This window comes from Caulobacter segnis, from assembly GCF_031454995.1.
GTDB lineage: Bacteria > Pseudomonadota > Alphaproteobacteria > Caulobacterales > Caulobacteraceae > Caulobacter > Caulobacter segnis_E.
The window spans coordinates 47238-63600 of sequence record NZ_JAVDRV010000001.1 but is presented as its reverse complement, the minus strand read 5'-3'; the positions used below and the strand labels follow the sequence as shown (position 1 = coordinate 63600).

General features: G+C 69.3%; 15 protein-coding genes. 11 read left to right on the top strand and 4 right to left on the bottom strand.

The window, feature by feature from the left end:
• The first annotated feature begins 137 nt into the window (after window positions 1–137).
• The 3 genes from J2728_RS00310 to uczS all read left to right on the top strand — a co-directional run bounded on the left by J2728_RS00310 (window position 138) and on the right by uczS (window position 4020).
• On the top strand, window positions 138–1718 hold the full coding sequence (locus J2728_RS00310; protein ID WP_309995027.1) for a Do family serine endopeptidase: 1581 nt from the start codon (window positions 138–140) through the stop codon (window positions 1716–1718).
• A 190-nt stretch (window positions 1719–1908) separates the two neighbouring features.
• Window positions 1909–2580, top strand: a complete 672-nt coding sequence (gene uczR / locus J2728_RS00305) for a two-component system response regulator UczR (RefSeq protein WP_013078185.1) — start codon at window positions 1909–1911, stop codon at window positions 2578–2580.
• Between the two features lie 33 nt (window positions 2581–2613).
• Window positions 2614–4020, top strand: coding sequence for a two-component system sensor histidine kinase UczS (uczS, locus tag J2728_RS00300; RefSeq protein WP_309995022.1), 1407 nt, complete (start codon window positions 2614–2616; stop codon window positions 4018–4020).
• A 37-nt stretch (window positions 4021–4057) separates the two neighbouring features.
• Here the strand turns inward: uczS and J2728_RS00295 are convergent, their stop codons facing one another.
• Window positions 4058–4945 (bottom strand): M56 family metallopeptidase, encoded by an 888-nt coding sequence (locus J2728_RS00295; protein WP_309995019.1) that lies wholly within the window; start codon window positions 4943–4945, stop codon window positions 4058–4060.
• 230 nt (window positions 4946–5175) lie between these two features.
• On the opposite strand from J2728_RS00295, the gene J2728_RS00290 reads away from it, so the two are divergent.
• Both J2728_RS00290 and J2728_RS00285 read left to right on the top strand, forming a co-directional pair.
• Entirely contained in the window at window positions 5176–6363 is a 1188-nt protein-coding gene (locus tag J2728_RS00290; protein WP_309995018.1) for an FAD-dependent oxidoreductase, read from the top strand.
• 37 nt (window positions 6364–6400) lie between these two features.
• Entirely contained in the window at window positions 6401–9277 is a 2877-nt protein-coding gene (locus tag J2728_RS00285) for a bifunctional [glutamine synthetase] adenylyltransferase/[glutamine synthetase]-adenylyl-L-tyrosine phosphorylase (RefSeq protein ID WP_309995016.1), read from the top strand.
• Between the two features lie 58 nt (window positions 9278–9335).
• Here J2728_RS00285 and J2728_RS00280 read toward each other — a convergent pair whose 3' ends face one another.
• Window positions 9336–9764, bottom strand: coding sequence for a VOC family protein (locus J2728_RS00280; protein WP_309995015.1), 429 nt, complete (start codon window positions 9762–9764; stop codon window positions 9336–9338).
• A gap of 291 nt (window positions 9765–10055) precedes the next feature.
• Here J2728_RS00280 and J2728_RS00275 point away from each other — a divergent pair, with 291 nt between their 5' ends.
• The 6 genes from J2728_RS00275 to msrQ all read left to right on the top strand — a co-directional run bounded on the left by J2728_RS00275 (window position 10056) and on the right by msrQ (window position 13983).
• Window positions 10056–10478 carry an EF-hand domain-containing protein gene (locus J2728_RS00275; protein ID WP_309995014.1) on the top strand — a complete coding sequence of 141 codons (423 nt, stop codon included), beginning with the start codon at window positions 10056–10058 and terminating at the stop codon, window positions 10476–10478.
• Between the two features lie 26 nt (window positions 10479–10504).
• Window positions 10505–11059, top strand: coding sequence for an RNA polymerase sigma factor (locus tag J2728_RS00270; protein WP_309995012.1), 555 nt, complete (start codon window positions 10505–10507; stop codon window positions 11057–11059).
• A gap of 28 nt (window positions 11060–11087) precedes the next feature.
• A complete protein-coding gene (locus tag J2728_RS00265; protein ID WP_309995010.1) occupies window positions 11088–11531 on the top strand; it encodes a hypothetical protein in 444 nt (147 codons plus the stop codon).
• Window positions 11528–12190 (top strand): periplasmic heavy metal sensor, encoded by a 663-nt coding sequence (locus J2728_RS00260; protein ID WP_309995008.1) that lies wholly within the window; start codon window positions 11528–11530, stop codon window positions 12188–12190. Before J2728_RS00265 ends, J2728_RS00260 begins: the two co-directional genes overlap by 4 nt.
• Before the next feature lie 72 nt (window positions 12191–12262).
• Complete coding sequence (msrP, locus tag J2728_RS00255) at window positions 12263–13183, top strand: protein-methionine-sulfoxide reductase catalytic subunit MsrP (RefSeq protein ID WP_309995006.1); 921 nt, start codon at window positions 12263–12265, stop codon at window positions 13181–13183.
• A 152-nt stretch (window positions 13184–13335) separates the two neighbouring features.
• Window positions 13336–13983: a protein-methionine-sulfoxide reductase heme-binding subunit MsrQ gene (msrQ, locus tag J2728_RS00250; protein ID WP_309995004.1), complete on the top strand. Its 648-nt coding sequence runs from the start codon at window positions 13336–13338 to the stop codon at window positions 13981–13983.
• An 87-nt stretch (window positions 13984–14070) separates the two neighbouring features.
• On the opposite strand, the gene J2728_RS00245 is transcribed toward msrQ, so the two are convergent.
• Entirely contained in the window at window positions 14071–15330 is a 1260-nt protein-coding gene (locus tag J2728_RS00245; protein ID WP_309995002.1) for a dipeptidase, read from the bottom strand.
• A gap of 73 nt (window positions 15331–15403) precedes the next feature.
• Window positions 15404–16180 carry a RadC family protein gene (radC, locus tag J2728_RS00240; RefSeq protein ID WP_309995000.1) on the bottom strand — a complete coding sequence of 259 codons (777 nt, stop codon included), beginning with the start codon at window positions 16178–16180 and terminating at the stop codon, window positions 15404–15406.
• Window positions 16181–16363 lie beyond the last annotated feature (183 nt).

The following is a 16363-nucleotide window of genomic DNA, read 5'->3' as shown; positions in this document are numbered from 1 at the left end:
CCGGGGCGTCAAACCTTGGTCGAGAGCCATTGCACCTTTCACGCGCGGGACTAGGTTCTTTGACGAGAGGCGCCGCGCCGGCGCGGCTTGAGACGTAAGGGACCGCGCGCGTGACGCGCGGGTGAGGAAAGACGAGAATGACCGCTAGGAAGTCGGGTTTCATTGTGGGCGCCGTGGCCGGCGCGGGCGTCGCCTGCGCGGCCCTGGCGGGCGTTGGAATGCGCATGGGAACGGCTGACGCCGCCGAGGCCCAGGTCGTCCGCGCGAACGTCGCCAGCGCCCCGGCCTTCGCGCCGCCGCCAGGCGCGCCGATGTCGTTCGCCGACATCTTCGAGAAGGTCTCGCCCGCGGTCGTGCAGATCAACGTGACGTCCAAGGCCTCGCCGCAGCCGCTGCGGATCCCGGGCTTCGAGGGCTTCGACATCGTGCCGCGCGGCAAGAAGGCTCCCGGCCAAGGCCAGGACGGCGAGGACGGCGACGCGCCCGCCACGCCCAAGCAACAATCGGCCGGTTCGGGCTTCTTCATCTCGGCCGACGGCTACATCGTCACCAACAACCACGTCGTGGCCGACGCCGACGACATCCAGGTGGTGATGAAGGACGGCCGCGAGCTGAAGGCCACCCTGGTCGGTCGCGACGAGGGCACGGACCTGGCGGTGATCAAGGTCGTCGATCCCAAGGCCAAGAACGCCGAGTTCCCCTATGTCGACTTCGAGAACCAGGCCAAGCCGCGCGTCGGCGACTGGGTCATCACGATCGGCAACCCCTTTGGCCTGGGCGGCACCGCCACGGCCGGCATCATCTCGGCCTATGGCCGGAACCTGGGCGACACGACCTCGTCGTTCGTGAACTACATCCAGATCGACGCGCCGATTAACCGGGGCAACTCGGGCGGTCCCAGCTTCGACATCTACGGCCGGGTGATCGGCGTCAACAGCGCCATCTATTCGCCGTCGGGCGGCTCGGTCGGCATCGGCTTCGCCATTCCCGCCGACATCGCCGAGGCGACGGCCAAGCAGCTGATCTCCAGCGGCAAGGTGGTTCGCGGCTATATCGGCGTCAGCATCCAGGACTTCAGCGCCGAGATGGCCGAAGCCCAAGGCCTGAAGGACGTCAAGGGCGCCATCGTCGCCGAGGTCATCGCCGGCGGTCCCGCCGCCAAGGCCGGCCTGCTGCCCGACGACATCCTGGTCGGGGTCAACGGCGTCAAGGTCGCCGACCGTTCGGAGCTGACCCGCGAGGTGTCCAGGGCGCGTCCGGGCGAGATCATCAAGATGTCGATCCTGCGCGACGGCAAGCCGCGCGTCATCGATATCAAGTCGGGCGTCCGCCCCTCCGAGAACGCGCTCGCGGCCAATGACGACGATCAGGACCAGGACGGCGCCGGCGCTCCCACCCCGGACAAGCCCGCCACCCAGCGGATCGAGGCCCTGGGTCTGACCCTGGCCCCGATCGACGCGGCCGCGCGCCAGACCTACAAGATCGATAGCGAGATCAAGGGTCTGCTGATCACCAGCGTGAAGGGCGACAGCGACGCCGGCGAGAAGGGCCTGGCCAAGGGCGACGTCCTGGCCAACGTCAACGGCGCTCCGGTGACCAGCGCCGCCGACGTCAACGCCGCCGTCGCGACCGCCAAGAAGGCCGGACGGACCAGCGTCCTGGTCAAGGTGATCCGCCAGAACCGCCCGGTCTTCGTGCCGCTGAAGATCGCGCCGTAAGCTGACGGCCTTCTGAACGAGACAGCCCCGTTCCGGTCTCCGGAGCGGGGCTTTTTCGTTTCTGACCAAGGTTTAAGTTACGACGATCGCCGAAACCGCTATCAACCCTGACAAATGTGGCGCGTTGGCGCGGAATCGGGAGAACGTCGAACGTTCCGCCATTCCGTCCAGGCGCATGAGGGGCTCGCTGATGCGTATTCTGATTATCGAAGACGACCTGGAAGCCGCCGGCGCCATGGCGCACGGCCTCACCGAAGCCGGCTACGAGGTCGAGCACGCGCCCGACGGCGAGGCTGGCCTGGGCGTCGCCCAGAAGGGCGGCTTCGACGTCCTGATCGTCGACCGGATGATGCCGAAGATGGACGGCGTCCAAGTGGTCGAGACGCTGCGCCGCGAGGGCGACCAGACGCCCGTGCTGTTCCTGTCGGCCCTGGGCGAGATCAACGACCGCGTCACCGGCCTGCGCGCCGGCGCCGACGACTATCTGGTCAAGCCCTACGCCTTCCCCGAACTGATGGCCCGGGTCGAGGCCCTGTCGCGGCGCCGCGAGACGGGCGCCGTCGCCACGACCCTGAAGGTCGGCGAGCTCGAGATGAACCTGATCAACCGGACGGTTCATCGCCAGGGCAAGGAGATCGACCTGCAGCCGCGCGAATTCCAGCTCTTGGAATTCATGATGCGCCACGCCGGCCAGTCGGTGACCCGCACCATGTTGCTGGAGAAGGTCTGGGAGTACCACTTCGACCCGCAGACCAACGTCATCGACGTGCACATCTCGCGCCTGCGCAGCAAGATCGACAAGGGCTTCGATCGGGCCATGCTGCAGACCGTGCGCGGCGCCGGTTACCGGCTCGATCCGTAGGAGATTGGCGGCGGTCTAGCCGCCGGAACCGTCATGCGTCTGCCGCGCCTTCTCCGCACCACGCCGTTTCGGCTGACCCTGCTGTTCCTGGCGCTGTTCGCCGCGGCGGCCAGCGCCTTCCTGGGCTACATCTACGTGGCCACGGCGGGCGAGGTGAACCGGCGCGCCCAGGCCGAGATCAGCCGCGAGTTCGAGAGCCTGGAGGCGGCCTATCGCCAGGGCGGCGTCAACGCCCTGAATCAGACCATCGTCGAGCGGGCCACGGGCGAGCGACCGTTCCTCTATTTCCTGGCCGACCAGACCGGCAAGCGCATCTCGGGCTCGATCGAGGAGTCGCCGATCCCCAACTTCTCGGGCGACGGGCCCGAATGGGCCAGCTTCAAGGTCACCGAGACCGATCCCGACGGCGCCGAGGTCAAGGCGGCCGCCCGCGGCGTGCAGCAGCGGCTCGACCATGGCGAGATCCTGTTCGTGGGCGCCGACGTCGACGCGTCCGAGGCCTATGTCCGCAAGATCGTCCGGGCGCTGTGGGGCGCGGGGGCGCTGGTCATCCTGCTGGGCCTGGCGGGCGGGGTGCTGATCAGCCGCAATGTCAGCCGCTCGATGCAGGGCCTGGTCGACGTGGTCAACGACGTGCGGGCCGGCGATTTGCGCGCCCGCGCCAAGGTGCGCGGCACGCGCGACGAATATGATGAGCTGGCCGAAGGCCTCAACGACATGCTCGACCGGATCGAGCGCCTGATGGGCGGCCTGCGCCACGCCGGTGACGCCATCGCCCACGACCTACGCTCGCCGCTGACCCGTTTGCGGGCGCGGATGGAGGTCGCCCTGATCGACGCCGAGAACGGCAAGGGCGATCCCGTGGCGGCGCTCGAAACCGCCCTGGCCGACGCCGATGGGGTGCTGAAGACCTTCAACGCCGTGCTGGCCATCGCCCGCCTGCAAGCCGCCGGCTCGGCTCCCGACCAGCGCGTGTTCGACGCCTCGGAACTGGCCGGCGACATGGCCGAGCTCTACGAGCTCTCCTGCGAGGACAAGGGTCTGGACTTCAAGGCCGAGATCACGCCGGCCCTGTCGATCAAGGGCAACCGCGAGTTCCTGGCCCAGGCCCTGGCCAACATCCTCGACAACGCCATCAAGTACACGCCCGAGGGCGGCGCGATCATGCTGCGCGCGCGGCGCGCCTCGTCGGGCGAGCTGGAGTTCTCGGTCACCGACACCGGTCCCGGCGTGCCCGAGGCCGATCGCGCCCGGGTGGTGCAGCGCTTCGTGCGCCTGGAGAACAGCCGCAGCGAGCCGGGCGCGGGCCTTGGCCTGTCGCTGGTCCAGGCCGTCGCCGCCTCGCACGGCGGGCGGCTGGAGCTGTCGGAAGGGCCTGGCGAGTACAATGGCACGGGCCCCGGTCTGCGGGTGGCGCTGGTGCTGCCGCGGGTGGAGTAGCGGGGGGAAGGCTTAAGCGCCCCCTTTGTCTCGTCGCCTACCGCTCCGCCACCCAGGTGATCGCCCCGGTGTACGGGTCCATCTGCGGCGCGTAGGCCGGCGGCAGATCGCGGTAGTCCGGACCGCGCGGGGCGACGCTCCAGACGAGGGCCATGGCCGCGATCGCCAGGAAGGTCATCGTCAGAAAGCCGGTCACGTCGCGCGTCAGGCTGGGCTCGCGGCGATTCAGCAGCGAGACCCGCAGGATCAGCGGATGGGTCGCCCAGCCGCAAGCCAGGGGCGACGTCGAGACGCTGAGCTGCGCCTTCATTAGCGCCTTGGCGTAGTCGGCCCGGATGTCCGAGCGTAGGGCCACGACCGTGGCGTCGCAGGCCAGCTCCTGGTCGATGCGGACGAAACGCTGGGCCAGGGCCACGACGGGATTGCACCAGCCCAGGACTCCAAACACGGCGATGACAAGGTTGGCGATCGGGTCGCCGCGATTGATGTGGGTGCGCTCGTGCAGCTGGATCATCTCGCGCTCGCGGGCGTCGAAGCGCTGGGCGAAGTCGGCGGGCAGGACGATCCGCGGCCACAGGGCGCCCATGACGGCAGGACCGGCCACGCCCTGGCGAACCTTGCGGCGGAAGAGATGCTCGCGCAGCACCAGGACGGCCGTGGCGATCGCGCAGCCGGCCAGCCACAGCATCACCAGCTTGGGCGCCCAAGCGCCCAGCGGCCTGGCGGGCGAGCCCAGGTCCATGGTCTCGGCCAGGCTGGGAAAGAAGGCGGCGGCGGCGGCGGCTGGCGCGATGATCCACAGGCCGTAGGCCCGGCGCGGTCCGAACAGCTGGCGCGCGAGCGGCCGCAAGGCGATGATCAGCAGCACCGCCGCGGCGGCCGCCACCTGGGCGCGGATCAGGGCTAGGGCGAAGAGCTCGATCATTCGCGTACGGTTCCCGCCGTTTCCTCGAACGCGATGGTTACAACTGTAATTTGACGCGTCAAGCCGTCGCGTGAGGCCTTCGCGCCTCCGCGCGCGCCTTGACCGGTATAAACGCGCTCAATCGCTTGGCGATCGCTGGAAATCGGGCTTCGGTCGCTTCAGCCCTGGTGACCCCCGTCGCCCATGACGCTCCACTGCGGACCTTGGGACAATCGCGAACGGGCGTGACGATGGGGATGGCGACACTGGGGCGGCGCGCGGTTCTGGCGGGGCTGGGCGGTTTCGGCGCATCCGGCCTGGCGGGGTGCGTGACCGGCTCGGCCACGAGGCTCGCGCCCGTCGGCGGACGTCCGCCGTTGCCGGCCATCCGGGCCGAGCTGGATCGGATCACCCGCGTGACCGTGTGCTTGCGTCCGTTCCGCAAGGCCGGACCGCGCCTCGACGTCGAGGCCGTCGGCGACAAGACCGTCGTCCACAACTACGGCCACGGCGGCAGCGGCTGGTCGCTGTCCTGGGGATCTGCGGAGATCGCCGCCCGCAAGGCCTTGGCCGGCGGCGCCCGCGACGTGGCGGTGATCGGCTGCGGGGCTCTGGGCCTGACCACGGCCACGGTGCTGCGGCGCGCCGGCGCCAATGTCACCATCTACGCCGCCGATCGCCTGGCCGACACGCGCTCGTCGCGGGCCACGGGCACCTGGTCTCCCGACTCTCGCATCGCCGCCGAGGGCGAGGTGGTGGCCGGGTTTCCCGAACTCTGGGAAGGCATGTGCCGAACCTCGTTCCGGACCTTCCAGGACTATGTCGGCCTGGCCGGATCGCCGGTGGAGTGGAGTGACCGGTACAGCCTGTCGGACGGCCCGCCGGCCTCGCGCCATGACGACAGCGGCGGGGGCGCGCCACGCTTTGTCGAATACGCCGATCGCGTGCGGGACATCATGCCTCGGCAGACACCGCTGGCGGCGGCGGACAATCCCTTTCCGATCGCCAATGTTCGTCGGGGCGCGGCGCTGCAGTTCAACGTCACCGAATACGCCCACGTGCTGATGACCGACTTCCTGCTGGCGGGCGGGCGCATCGAGGTCCGCGAGTTCAAAACGCCCGGTGAGCTCACGGCGCTGAGGGAGCCGGTCATCGTCAACTGCACGGGATATGGCGCGAGGGCCCTGTGGAAGGACGAGAGCGTCATCCCGGTGCGCGGCCAGATCGCCTGGCTGATCCCTCAGCCCGAGCTGCGCTATGGCCTCTACTACAGGCACGTCTCGGTGCTGCCGCGGCGGGACGGGATCGTCTTCCAGCAGGTTGGCGCCAGCGACGCCTACGGCTATGGCGACGACCGCGAGGTTCCCGATCTGGAAGAGGCCCGCGCGGCGGTGATGACCGTCGCCGAGTTGTACGGCCGCATGGCGCGCGCGACCTGATCTTGCCCCGGCGGCGGCGTCGCGCGACGTTGCCGCCATGACTCGCCTCGCTGATCAACTGACGCCCCGCGGCCCCATCGTCGATCCCAAGGCCGCCGAGCGCGCCCACGAGGCGATCGCCAAGCGGGTGGGCGAGGCCTTTCCGGTGGTCGAGGCCGCCTGGCCGGCCCTGGCGCCCGTGTTCGCCGCATCACCCTATCTGACCAGCCTGGCGCGGCGGGACGGCGCGCGGCTGCCGTCGATCCTGGAGGCCGAGCCCGAGGCGCGACTAGCCCGAATCCTCGACGCCGCCGAAGCCGTCGCCGCCGAGCCCGACTTCGAGACCGCTCGCCGGACCTTGCGCGAGCTTAAGGCCGACCTGCACCTGCTGACGGCCCTGTGCGACCTGTCGGGCGTCTGGGACCTGGACCAGGTCACCGGCGCCCTGACCCGCTTCGCCGACGCCGTGCTTCACGCCGCCCTGGCCCAGGCCGTGCGCCAGGAGGTCGATCGCGGGGCCCTGACCCGCGTCGGAGATGGCGAGGACGGTCCGGCGCCGGGTCTCTTCTGCGTCGCCATGGGCAAGCACGGCGCGTTCGAGCTGAACTACTCCAGCGATATCGATTTCTCGATCTTCTACGCGCCCGAGAAGCTGCCGGTCGCCGAAGGGCACGAGCCGCAGGCCGTGGCGGTGCGGATCGCCAACCACCTGGGCCGCGTGCTGCAGGAGCGCACCGGCGACGGCTATGTCTTCCGCATCGACCTGCGCCTACGCCCGGACCCGTCCTCGACCCCGCCGGCCATGCCGGTCGACGCGGCCATGGACTACTACGAGAGCGTCGGCCAGAACTGGGAGCGCGCGGCGCACATCAAGGCTCGCATCGCCGCCGGGGACCTCGCCGAGGGGCGCGCCTTCCTGGAGGGGCTGCAGCCGTTCATCTGGCGACGGAACCTGGACTTCGCGGCCATCGCCGACATCCATTCGATCAAGCGCCAGATCCACACCTACAAGGTCGACGACCGCCTGACCGCCAAGGGCGCGGACCTGAAGCTGGGCCGCGGCGGCATCCGCGAGATCGAGTTCTTCGTCCAGACCCAGCAGCTGATCCTGGGCGGCCGCCAGCCGGACCTGCGCGGCCCGCGCACGCTCGACACCCTGGCCGCCCTGGCCGCCGCCGGCCATGTGACCCCCGAGGACGCCGCTTGGCTCACCCAGGCCTACAAGGACCTGCGGGCGCTGGAGCACCGCGCCCAGATGATCGCCGACGACCAGACCCACAAGCTTCCCGAGTCCGACGTCGAGCGGAAGAAGGTCGCGGCCCTGTGGGGCGAGGCGAACCTGCGCGTGTTCGACGCGGCCGTGGGCAAGATCCTCAAAGGCGTCAATCTGCGCTACGGCCGGCTGTTCGCGGGCGAGGAGGAGCTGTCCTCGCGTTTCGGCAGCTTGGTCTTCACCGGCGTCGAGGACGATCCCGAGACCCTGGCGACCCTCAAGCGCATGGGCTTCTCCAGCCCCGAACGCGTGGCCGCCACCATCCGCGGCTGGCACCATGGCCACATAGCCGCCACCCGCACCGAGCGGGGGCGGGAGCTGTTCACCCGCCTGGCCCCGCGCCTGCTCGACGCCGCCAACGCCACGGGGGCGCCGGATCAGGCCTTCAACCGCTTCGCCGACTTCTTCGCGGGCCTGTCCTCGGGCGTGCAGATCCAGTCGCTGTTCCTGGCCCAGCCGCGCCTGTTCGAGTTGATCGTCGAGGTCATGGCCTTCGCCCCCCGGTTGGCGACCACCATGGCCAAGCGGCCGACGGCTCTGGACGCTCTGCTGGACCCCAGCTTCTTCGGCCCGATCGAGACGCCCGTCCTCGCGCCGTGGGACCCGGAGGACTTCGAGGGTGCGATGGACGCCGCCCGGCGCCTGTTCCGCGACCAGAGCTTCCGGATCGGGGTGCGGGTGATGAGCGGCAGCGCCGACGCCCGCGACATCGGCCGGGCCTTCGCCGAGCTGGCCGACCTGATCATCGACGGTCTCGCGCCGGCCGCCCTGGCCGAGGTCGAGCGGCTGGGCGGCGCCTTCCCGGGCCAAGTGGCCGTGGTGGCGCTAGGCAAGGCCGGCTCGCGCGAGATGACCGCCAAGTCGGACCTGGACCTGATGACCCTCTACGCCGCCGACGATCCCGCGGGGATGTCGGCGGTCAAGGAGTGGAGCGCCGACGTCTTCTACGCCCGCTTCACCCAGCGCCTGACGTCGGCCCTGTCGGCGCCGACGGGCGAGGGGACGCTGTACGAGGTCGATCTGAAGCTGCGGCCCTCGGGCACCAAGGGGCCGGTGGCGGTCAGCTTCGCGGCCTTCGAGGACTATTACGAGCGCGAGGCCGAGACCTGGGAGCTGCTGGCCCTGACCCGCGCGCGCGTGGTCTGGGCCAGTTCCGAGGCGTTCCGACAACGGGCGGAGGCCGCGATCGCCGCGGCGCTGCGCCGGGCCCGTGATCCGAAGAAAACCGCGGCCGACGTCGTGGAGATGCGCCAGCTGATGGAGCGCGAACGGCCCGGCAAGGGCGACTGGGACCTGAAGCTCGATCCCGGCGGTCTCGTGGACATCGAATTCGCCGCTCAGTTCCTGCAACTGGCCCACGCCGCCGCCGACGGTCCGCTGCGCCAGAACACCGGCGAGGCCTTGGCCGCCCTGCGCGAGGCGGGGCTGGCCGATGAGGGGGCGCTGTCGCGGTTGGAGGCGGCCTGGCGGTTGGAGCAGGACCTCTCTCAACTGATCAAGGTGGCGCTGGAGGACGGCGGCGATCCGGAGGCCGAGCCCAAGGCCTTCAAGGCCCTGCTGGCCAAGGCCGGCGGGGTGGCCCAGTTCAAGTCGCTGAAGCCCAAGTTGGCCAAGGCCAAGGCTGAGGCGCGGGCCGCCTACGAGGCGGTGGTGAAGGGGTAGGGGGCGCCTGTCCCTCCGAGGCTGCGGGGGAGGGTAGCGTCCGGTCTCCTCGAGCCTCTTAGAAATCGATCACCACCGATGGCGCGCTACGCCGCGCCTCGCCGTGGTGCACGGCTTCGATATTGTTGCCGTCGGGATCGAGCACGAAAGCGGCGTAGTAGCCTGGATGATAGGCTCGCTCGCCCGGCGCGCCATTGTCGCGCGCGCCATGGGCCAGCGCCGTCCGATGGAAAGCGTCGACGGTCGCGCGATCCTTGACCTGAAAGGCCAGGTGATGTCGGCCCGTCGGGGCGCCCTGGCTGGCCGCGCTTTCTGGCGAGGACACGACAAGCTCATCAGCCCAGAAATAGCCGTCGGGCGTATCGATGACGGGAATCTCCAGCACCTTCAGAATGGCGGTGTAGAATTCTCGACTGGCCTCGAGATCACGGACGACCAGCTGGATGTGGTCGATGAGCCGACCGCGATGCAGTTGCGTGGTTCCCATGACTATCTGGCCCGTCTCTCAGCCGCGCCTCGAAGCTCGAATTTCGTCTGAGTTTCGAAACGACATGTGCGGCGCCACAAGATCTCGGAGTCACGACGATCGCATTGATCATTCGCAAGCAACCGTCCGCCTCTCCCTTGCCCACGGTCGATAGAGAGGCTCCCGCCACGGGGGGCGGGAATGACGGCGGGATGGATGCCGAGAAACCTGAACGGCCGCGCGACGGAATTCCCCTTCCCGCGCGTTTCACTCACAGGGACGGGCCTTCCAGCTTCGGAGACCTTGAGAGACATGATCATACGCACCCTGATCGCCGCCGGCGCCGTGCTGGCCGTGGCGGCGCCCGCGTTGGCTCAAACCAGCGCGCCTTCGGGTCAACCCGCTTCGGGCATGACCCTCGAACAGTTCCAGACCAAGAACACGGACAAGATGTTCGAGCGCCTGGACGCCAACAAGGACGGCAAGATCTCGCCCGAGGAGTTCGCCGCCTTCCGCGAGAGCAACGCCAAGGCCGACGCCCAGGCGAGCAAGGCCGGCAAGCGCGGCAAGCGGATGTTCGCCCGCTTCGACAAGGACAAGGATGGCTCGCTGTCGCGGGCCGAGGCCAGCGACGTGTTGGCCTGGCGGTTCAAGCGCATGGACGCCAACAACGACGGGATCCTGACGATCGAGGAGTTGCAGGCCAAGGGCGGCAAGGCCAAGGTCGGGGTCTGATGGCGGCGTGCGCGGCGGGTTGAAGCTTGTCCGACGGGAACGATCCCGACGAAGTGCTGCTGGCGGGGGTGAGCCGAGGCGAGCCCGTCGCCGTGCGTCAGCTGCTGGACCGACGCCTGCCGCGCATCCTCGCGCTCGCTCGGCGGATGCTGAACGACGCCGGGGAGGCCGAGGACGTGGCGCAGGAGACCTTCCTGCGCGCCTGGAAACAGGCCAGGGCCTGGAAGCCGGGCGGCGCGCGGTTCGACACCTGGCTGCACCGGGTGGCTCTGAACCTATGCTACGATCGCCTGCGGCGTCGGCGCGAGGTCGCGACCGACACGCCGCCGGAGCAGGTCGACACCGGACCCGCGCCGGACGCGGGCTTGATGGGGGCGGAGCTGTCGCGACGGGTCGAGGCGGCGCTGGCGGCGCTGCCGGCGCGGCAGCGCGAGGCGATCGTGCTCTGCCACCATCAGGGACTGGGGAATATCGAGGCCGCGGCGTTGATGGAGATCAGCGTCGAGGCCCTGGAAAGCCTGCTCGGGCGAGGCCGCCGGGCGCTGAAGGCGTCGCTGGCGGATTTGCGGGGAGCGGCCTGATGGACGGAATCGTGAAGGAGGCGTGGTCATGATGTCTCTCGAAAGGTTCGAAGACTTGGCCGATATCCATGGCGGCGACATCGCCCGCTGGCCGGAAGGCGAGCGCGAGGCCGCGCGCGCCCTGCTGGCGGCCGAGGCTCCGCGCCTGGCGCCGTTGCTGGCCGCCGCCGCCCAGCTGGATCGCTTGCTCGACCTCGCGCCCGCCCAAAGCCCCAGCGCCGCCCTGATGGGCCGTCTGATCTCGGCCGCGCCTCGTCCGTCCGGCGGCGGCCGGCGCTGGATCGCCGGCTTGAGCGCGGCTCTGGGCCTATCCGCGGCGGCCTTCGCTGGCGTGCTTGTCGGCGTGACGGTCGGGCGTCCAGCCCAGATGGCCGCGCCGGTCGCCGTCGCGACCGCCGCCGAGCCGGTGGTGACGGCGGTCGACACCGCCTCGTCCCTGCAGGACGCCATCTTCGAGCCCGCCGCCCTATGAACGGATCACGCGTCTGGATCATCGCCCTGGCCGCCTCGGCGGCGATCAACGTCTTTCTGATCGGCGGCGTGGCGGGCATGGCCTTCGTGCGTCTGACAACGCCGGCCACGGCTGCGCCGCCGGCGGCTCCGGTCGTCGTCCCGGCCGCGCCAAGCGCTCGGCCGGCTCCCCCGCCCGCGGTGGAGACGCCCAAGCCGACGCCCCGCCTTTCGCCCCGGCCCGCGGCGTCGACGCCCGCCGCCAGCGCTCCGCCCGTTCAAGCGCCGCCGGAGGCCGCGTCCGCGCCCGTCGTCGTCGGCGCCCCGCGCCCGCCGCTGATCTCGGCCGGCGAGGTGCTGTCGCCCGAGAGCCGGCGGGCGTTCCGCAAGGCGCTCAACGAGGCCAACCGCCGCAACCGCCCGATTATCCAGCAGGCGCGCGCCGAGCGGCAGGCGGCTCTGAGCGCGCTCGGCGCGCCGGGCTACGATCCAGCCGAGGTCAGCCGCCGGCTGGCGACGGCGCGCGATCTGGACCAGCAGGCCCGCGCCAATGTCGAGGCCGCCCTGACCGCCTTCACCGCGACCCTGTCGCCACCGGAGCGCGCGGCCTTGGCCGACGGCCTGGCGAAGGTCTACACGCCGCTGGGCGCGCGACGGGCCGCCATGGCCGGAGCGAACTGAATTTCGCGCGGCGGGTAACCAAAGGGCGTTCGCGTTCGTATCTGTAGCGATAGCCGCTTACGGAGCGTTTCCATGCTGATCCGCCACGCCCCCGACCTGACGGACAATGACGTCACCGACCAGGGTCTCTATCTGAAGCGCCGAACGCTGATGGCGGGGCTGGCGGGCGTGGGTCTGGCCGGCGCCGCGGCGGGCGAGGCCCAGGCCGGTCTCTCGTTCACCAAGGGCTTTTCGACCACCGAGAAGCCGACCTCGAAAGAGGACATCACCACCTACAACAACTTCTATGAGTTCGGCGTCGACAAGGGCGATCCGGCCGAGAAGTCGGGCCGCTTCAAGCCGCGTCCCTGGACGGTGCGCATCGATGGCGCTTGCGAGGCGCCCCGCACGGTCGGGATCGAGGATCTGATCGGCGCGAACAAGCTGGAGGAGCGCATCTATCGCATGCGCTGCGTCGAGGGCTGGTCGATGGTGATCCCGTGGGTCGGCTTCCCGCTGAAGGACCTGCTGGCCTCGGTGAAGCCGACCTCCAAGGCCAAGTTCGTGGCGTTCGAGACCGTGATGCGGCCTTCGGAAATGCCCGGCCAGGCCTGGAACACGCTGGACTGGCCCTATCGCGAGGGCTTGCGGATCGACGAGGCCATGCATCCGCTGACCCTGATGGCGGTCGGCCTCTATGGCGACGTCCTGCCCAACCAGAACGGCGCGCCGATGCGGCTGGTCGTGCCGTGGAAGTACGGTTTCAAAGGCATCAAGTCGATCGTGCGGATTAGCCTGGTCGAGACCCAGCCCACGACGGCCTGGAACAAGCTGGCCCCGCGCGAGTACGGCTTCTATTCCAACGTCAATCCGGCCGTGGACCACCCCCGCTGGTCCCAGGCCACCGAGCGCCGCATCGGCGAGTTCCGCCGCCGCGAGACCCTGCCGTTCAACGGCTACGGCGAGTGGGTGGCGGATATGTACCGGGGCATGGACCTGAAGCGGTTCTATTAGGTGCGGGTTCTGTTTCAGCGCGTCATCCCGGAAGCCTCGGAGAGGCTATCCGGGACCCAGGGGCGGCGCGCACGGCGTTTCGTCAACCCCTGGGTCCCGGCTCTCCGCGCGATGCGCCGCGGCCGGGATGACACGAGCATGAGAGCGTTGTTTTGAGCTCCCCCCGCAAACGCCCCTCGAAAACCCGGGACAACCTTGTCTACGGCCTCGTCTGGCTGGCGTGTTTCGCGCCGCTGGTCTGGCTGGCGTGGCGGGGCGTCGTGGGCGAGCTGGGGGCCAATCCGATCGAGAAGCTGATCCGCGAGCTGGGCGTCTGGGGCCTGCGGCTGTTGCTGGTCGGCCTGGCCGTCACGCCGGCGGCGCGGATTTTCAAGCAGCCTCGGCTCGTCCGCTTCCGGCGGACCATCGGCCTGTTCGCCTTCAGCTACATCGTGCTGCACCTGTTCAGCTATATCGGCGTCGACCTGTTCTTCGACTGGAGCCAGCTGTGGAAGGACATCCTCAAGCGGCCCTTCATCACCCTGGGCATGCTGGGCTTTTTGCTGCTGATCCCTCTGGCGGTGACCTCGACCAACGGCTGGTTGATCCGGATGGGCCGCGCGGCGTGGAGCCGGTTGCACAAGCTGATCTATGTGATCGTCCCGCTGGGGGTGGTTCACTACTACCTGCTGGTCAAGGCCGACCACCGCCCGCCGATCGTCTATGGCGTGGTGTTCGTGGCGTTGATGGCTTGGCGGGTTTGGGAGGGAAGATCGAAGATGCTCCCCCGCGCCGCGGGGGAGCTGTCGCGGAGCGACTGAGGGGGCGAACTCGGCTTTAGCTCCAGCTAGCCCCCTCCGCCCCCCTGGGCCACCTCCCCCGCATCGCGGGGGAGGAACGAACCAAGGCTACTTCGCCACGCTCTTCGCGTAGGCCTGGGCCGCGTCGACGATGCGCAGGACGTTGCCGCTCCAGATGGCCTCGATGTCGGCGTCGGAATAGCCTTCGGCCTTCAGGCGGGCGGTGACCTTGGGCAGGTCGGTGATGTCCTCGAAGCCGTCCATGCCGCCGCCGCCGTCCCAGTCGGCGCCGACGCAGACGCCCTTGGGCCCGGCCACCTTCAGGACGTGCAGCATGCTCTTCATGTAGAGGTCGAAGTCGCCGCGCGGGGCCGGATAGGCCTTGTCGATGGCGGCGCGCTTGTCGCCATAGGCCTTCACCATCTCGGGCGTGGCCGTCTTCATGTCGGGCATGCGGCCCAGGGCTTCCAGGGCGGCCTTGCGCTCGGGGCTGGGCGTGGTGTCGGTCAGGTAGATCGAGTTGATGCAGACCGCGCCGCCGGCGTCGGCGATCTTCTTGATGCGGGCGTCGTCCAGATTGCGCGGATGGTTGTAGATCGCCTTGGGGCCCGAGTGCGAGGCGATGATCGGAACCTTGGACAGGGCCACGGACTGGTCGGCCACGTCGTCGCTGGCGTGGCTGACGTCGATCACGATCCCCAGGCGGTTGGCCTCGGCCAGCCAGCGCAGGCCCAGCGGCGAATAGCCGTTCCAGATCTTGCCCTTGGGGTCGGTCGAGCTGTCGGCCAGCTGGTTGTTGCGGAAGTGGACCGGCCCGGCCATCCGCAGGCCTTCCTTGTGGAAGGTGGTCAAGAGGGTCAGGTCCTCGCCCAGCGGCCAGCTGTTCTCCATGCTGACGAAGGCGAACTTCTTGCCGGCCTTGTTGATCCGACGCGCGTCGTCCGAGGTCAGGGCCAGTTGAAAGCCGGTCTTGTTGCCGGCCAGCATCTCGCGGATCTCGATCGCGCGGCGCAGGGCGTAGTCGCGAGCGTACTCGTAGCCGGCGGCGGTCAGGTCGCCCTGGCCGGTGTAGATCACGAAGAAACCGCCATCTAGGCCGCCTTCGTTCATGCGGGGCAGGTCGACCTGGCTGAAGTCGTGCTCGACCTCGTGGCGGTCGGTGATGTTCCAACCTGGCCGCGCGAAGTGAGTCGGGGTGTCGAGGTGGGTGTCCAGCGTCAGGAACTTGTCGTGCAGCGCCTTGTCGGCCTTGGACACCGCCGGCGGGGCCGCTGGAGTCTTGGCCTTGGCCGTTGTCTGGGCTTGGGCGTCGGCGACGCCTCCCAGCAGGGCGGCCGAGCCGAGAAGAACGGTGAGCAGGCGACGCATGGGCGGACTCCGGAGCAATTTCGCCCGGCGAGGCTCACGGCTTGGCTTGGACCCGTCAACCCATCTTACCGCTTCACATCAATCCCAGCGCCTTGAAGCTGGCCACGCCCTCGCGGCCGACCACCAAATGATCATGGACGGCGATCTTCAGGGCTTTTCCGGCCTCGACGATCTGCTTGGTCATGTCGATGTCGGGCCGTGACGGCGTCGGGTCGCCCGAGGGGTGATTGTGGACAGTGATGATATTGCTGCTGGAAAGCTCCAGCGCCCTGCGCATCACCTCGCGCGGATAGACCGGCGCGTGGTCGACCGTGCCGCGGTTCATCACCTCGTCGGCGATCAGCTGGTTCTTCTTGTCCAGGAACAGGACCCGAAATTGCTCGCGCGACTCGTTGGCCAGCGCCACGCGGACATAGCCGAGCAGGGCGCTCCAGGACGAGATGACCGGCCGCTTGACGATCTTGTCGCGGCCGGCGCGCAAGGTCGCCTCGTGCAGGAGCTTCAGGTCCATGGCCGCCGTCTCGCCGACGCCGGGCACGGTGGCTAGCTCCTCGATCGTCGCGCCCAGCACGCCGCCCAGCGAGCCGAACCGCGTCAACAGGGCCTTGGCCAAGGGTTTGACGTCGCCGCGCGGATAGGTGCGGAAGAGATAGAGCTCCAAGAGCTCGTAGTCGGGCAGGGCGACGAAGCCGCCCGCCTTGGCCCGCTGGCGCAGCCGGTCGCGGTGACCGAGGTGGTGGGCGTGAGCGGACTTGCGCGTGGGCTTGGCCGCGTCGGGTTTGGCCGGGACGAGCGTGGGCGTCTCATCCGCCGCGCCGTCCGAGATCGTCAGGGATGAAGCGCTGACCATGCCGCCCTCGACTCTGAGCGAGTAGTAGGCGTGATCGATCTAGGGTTGTCTAGTTGTTTTAGATGCTCCCCCGCGTTGCGGGGGAGCTGTCACGGAGTGACTGAGGGGGCTAGTGCCGAGAAAGCCCAGCTTGCCCCCTCCGGCCCTCTGGGCCACCTCCCCCGCGTCGCGGGGGAGGAACTA

Bases quoted from the DNA above. Each gene is read 5' to 3' on its own strand.
- J2728_RS00310 (WP_309995027.1), top strand. From the start codon at position 138: ATGACCGCTAGGAAGTCGGGTTTCATTGTGGGCGCCGTGGCCGGCGCG.
- uczR (WP_013078185.1), top strand. From the start codon at position 1,909: ATGCGTATTCTGATTATCGAAGACGACCTGGAAGCCGCCGGCGCCATG.
- uczS (WP_309995022.1), top strand. From the start codon at position 2,614: ATGCGTCTGCCGCGCCTTCTCCGCACCACGCCGTTTCGGCTGACCCTG.
- J2728_RS00295 (WP_309995019.1), bottom strand. From the start codon at position 4,945: ATGATCGAGCTCTTCGCCCTAGCCCTGATCCGCGCCCAGGTGGCGGCC.
- J2728_RS00290 (WP_309995018.1), top strand. From the start codon at position 5,176: ATGGGGATGGCGACACTGGGGCGGCGCGCGGTTCTGGCGGGGCTGGGC.
- J2728_RS00285 (WP_309995016.1), top strand. From the start codon at position 6,401: ATGACTCGCCTCGCTGATCAACTGACGCCCCGCGGCCCCATCGTCGAT.
- J2728_RS00280 (WP_309995015.1), bottom strand. From the start codon at position 9,764: ATGGGAACCACGCAACTGCATCGCGGTCGGCTCATCGACCACATCCAG.
- J2728_RS00275 (WP_309995014.1), top strand. From the start codon at position 10,056: ATGATCATACGCACCCTGATCGCCGCCGGCGCCGTGCTGGCCGTGGCG.
- J2728_RS00265 (WP_309995010.1), top strand. From the start codon at position 11,088: ATGATGTCTCTCGAAAGGTTCGAAGACTTGGCCGATATCCATGGCGGC.
- J2728_RS00260 (WP_309995008.1), top strand. From the start codon at position 11,528: ATGAACGGATCACGCGTCTGGATCATCGCCCTGGCCGCCTCGGCGGCG.
- msrP (WP_309995006.1), top strand. From the start codon at position 12,263: ATGCTGATCCGCCACGCCCCCGACCTGACGGACAATGACGTCACCGAC.
- J2728_RS00245 (WP_309995002.1), bottom strand. From the start codon at position 15,330: ATGCGTCGCCTGCTCACCGTTCTTCTCGGCTCGGCCGCCCTGCTGGGA.
- radC (WP_309995000.1), bottom strand. From the start codon at position 16,180: ATGGTCAGCGCTTCATCCCTGACGATCTCGGACGGCGCGGCGGATGAG.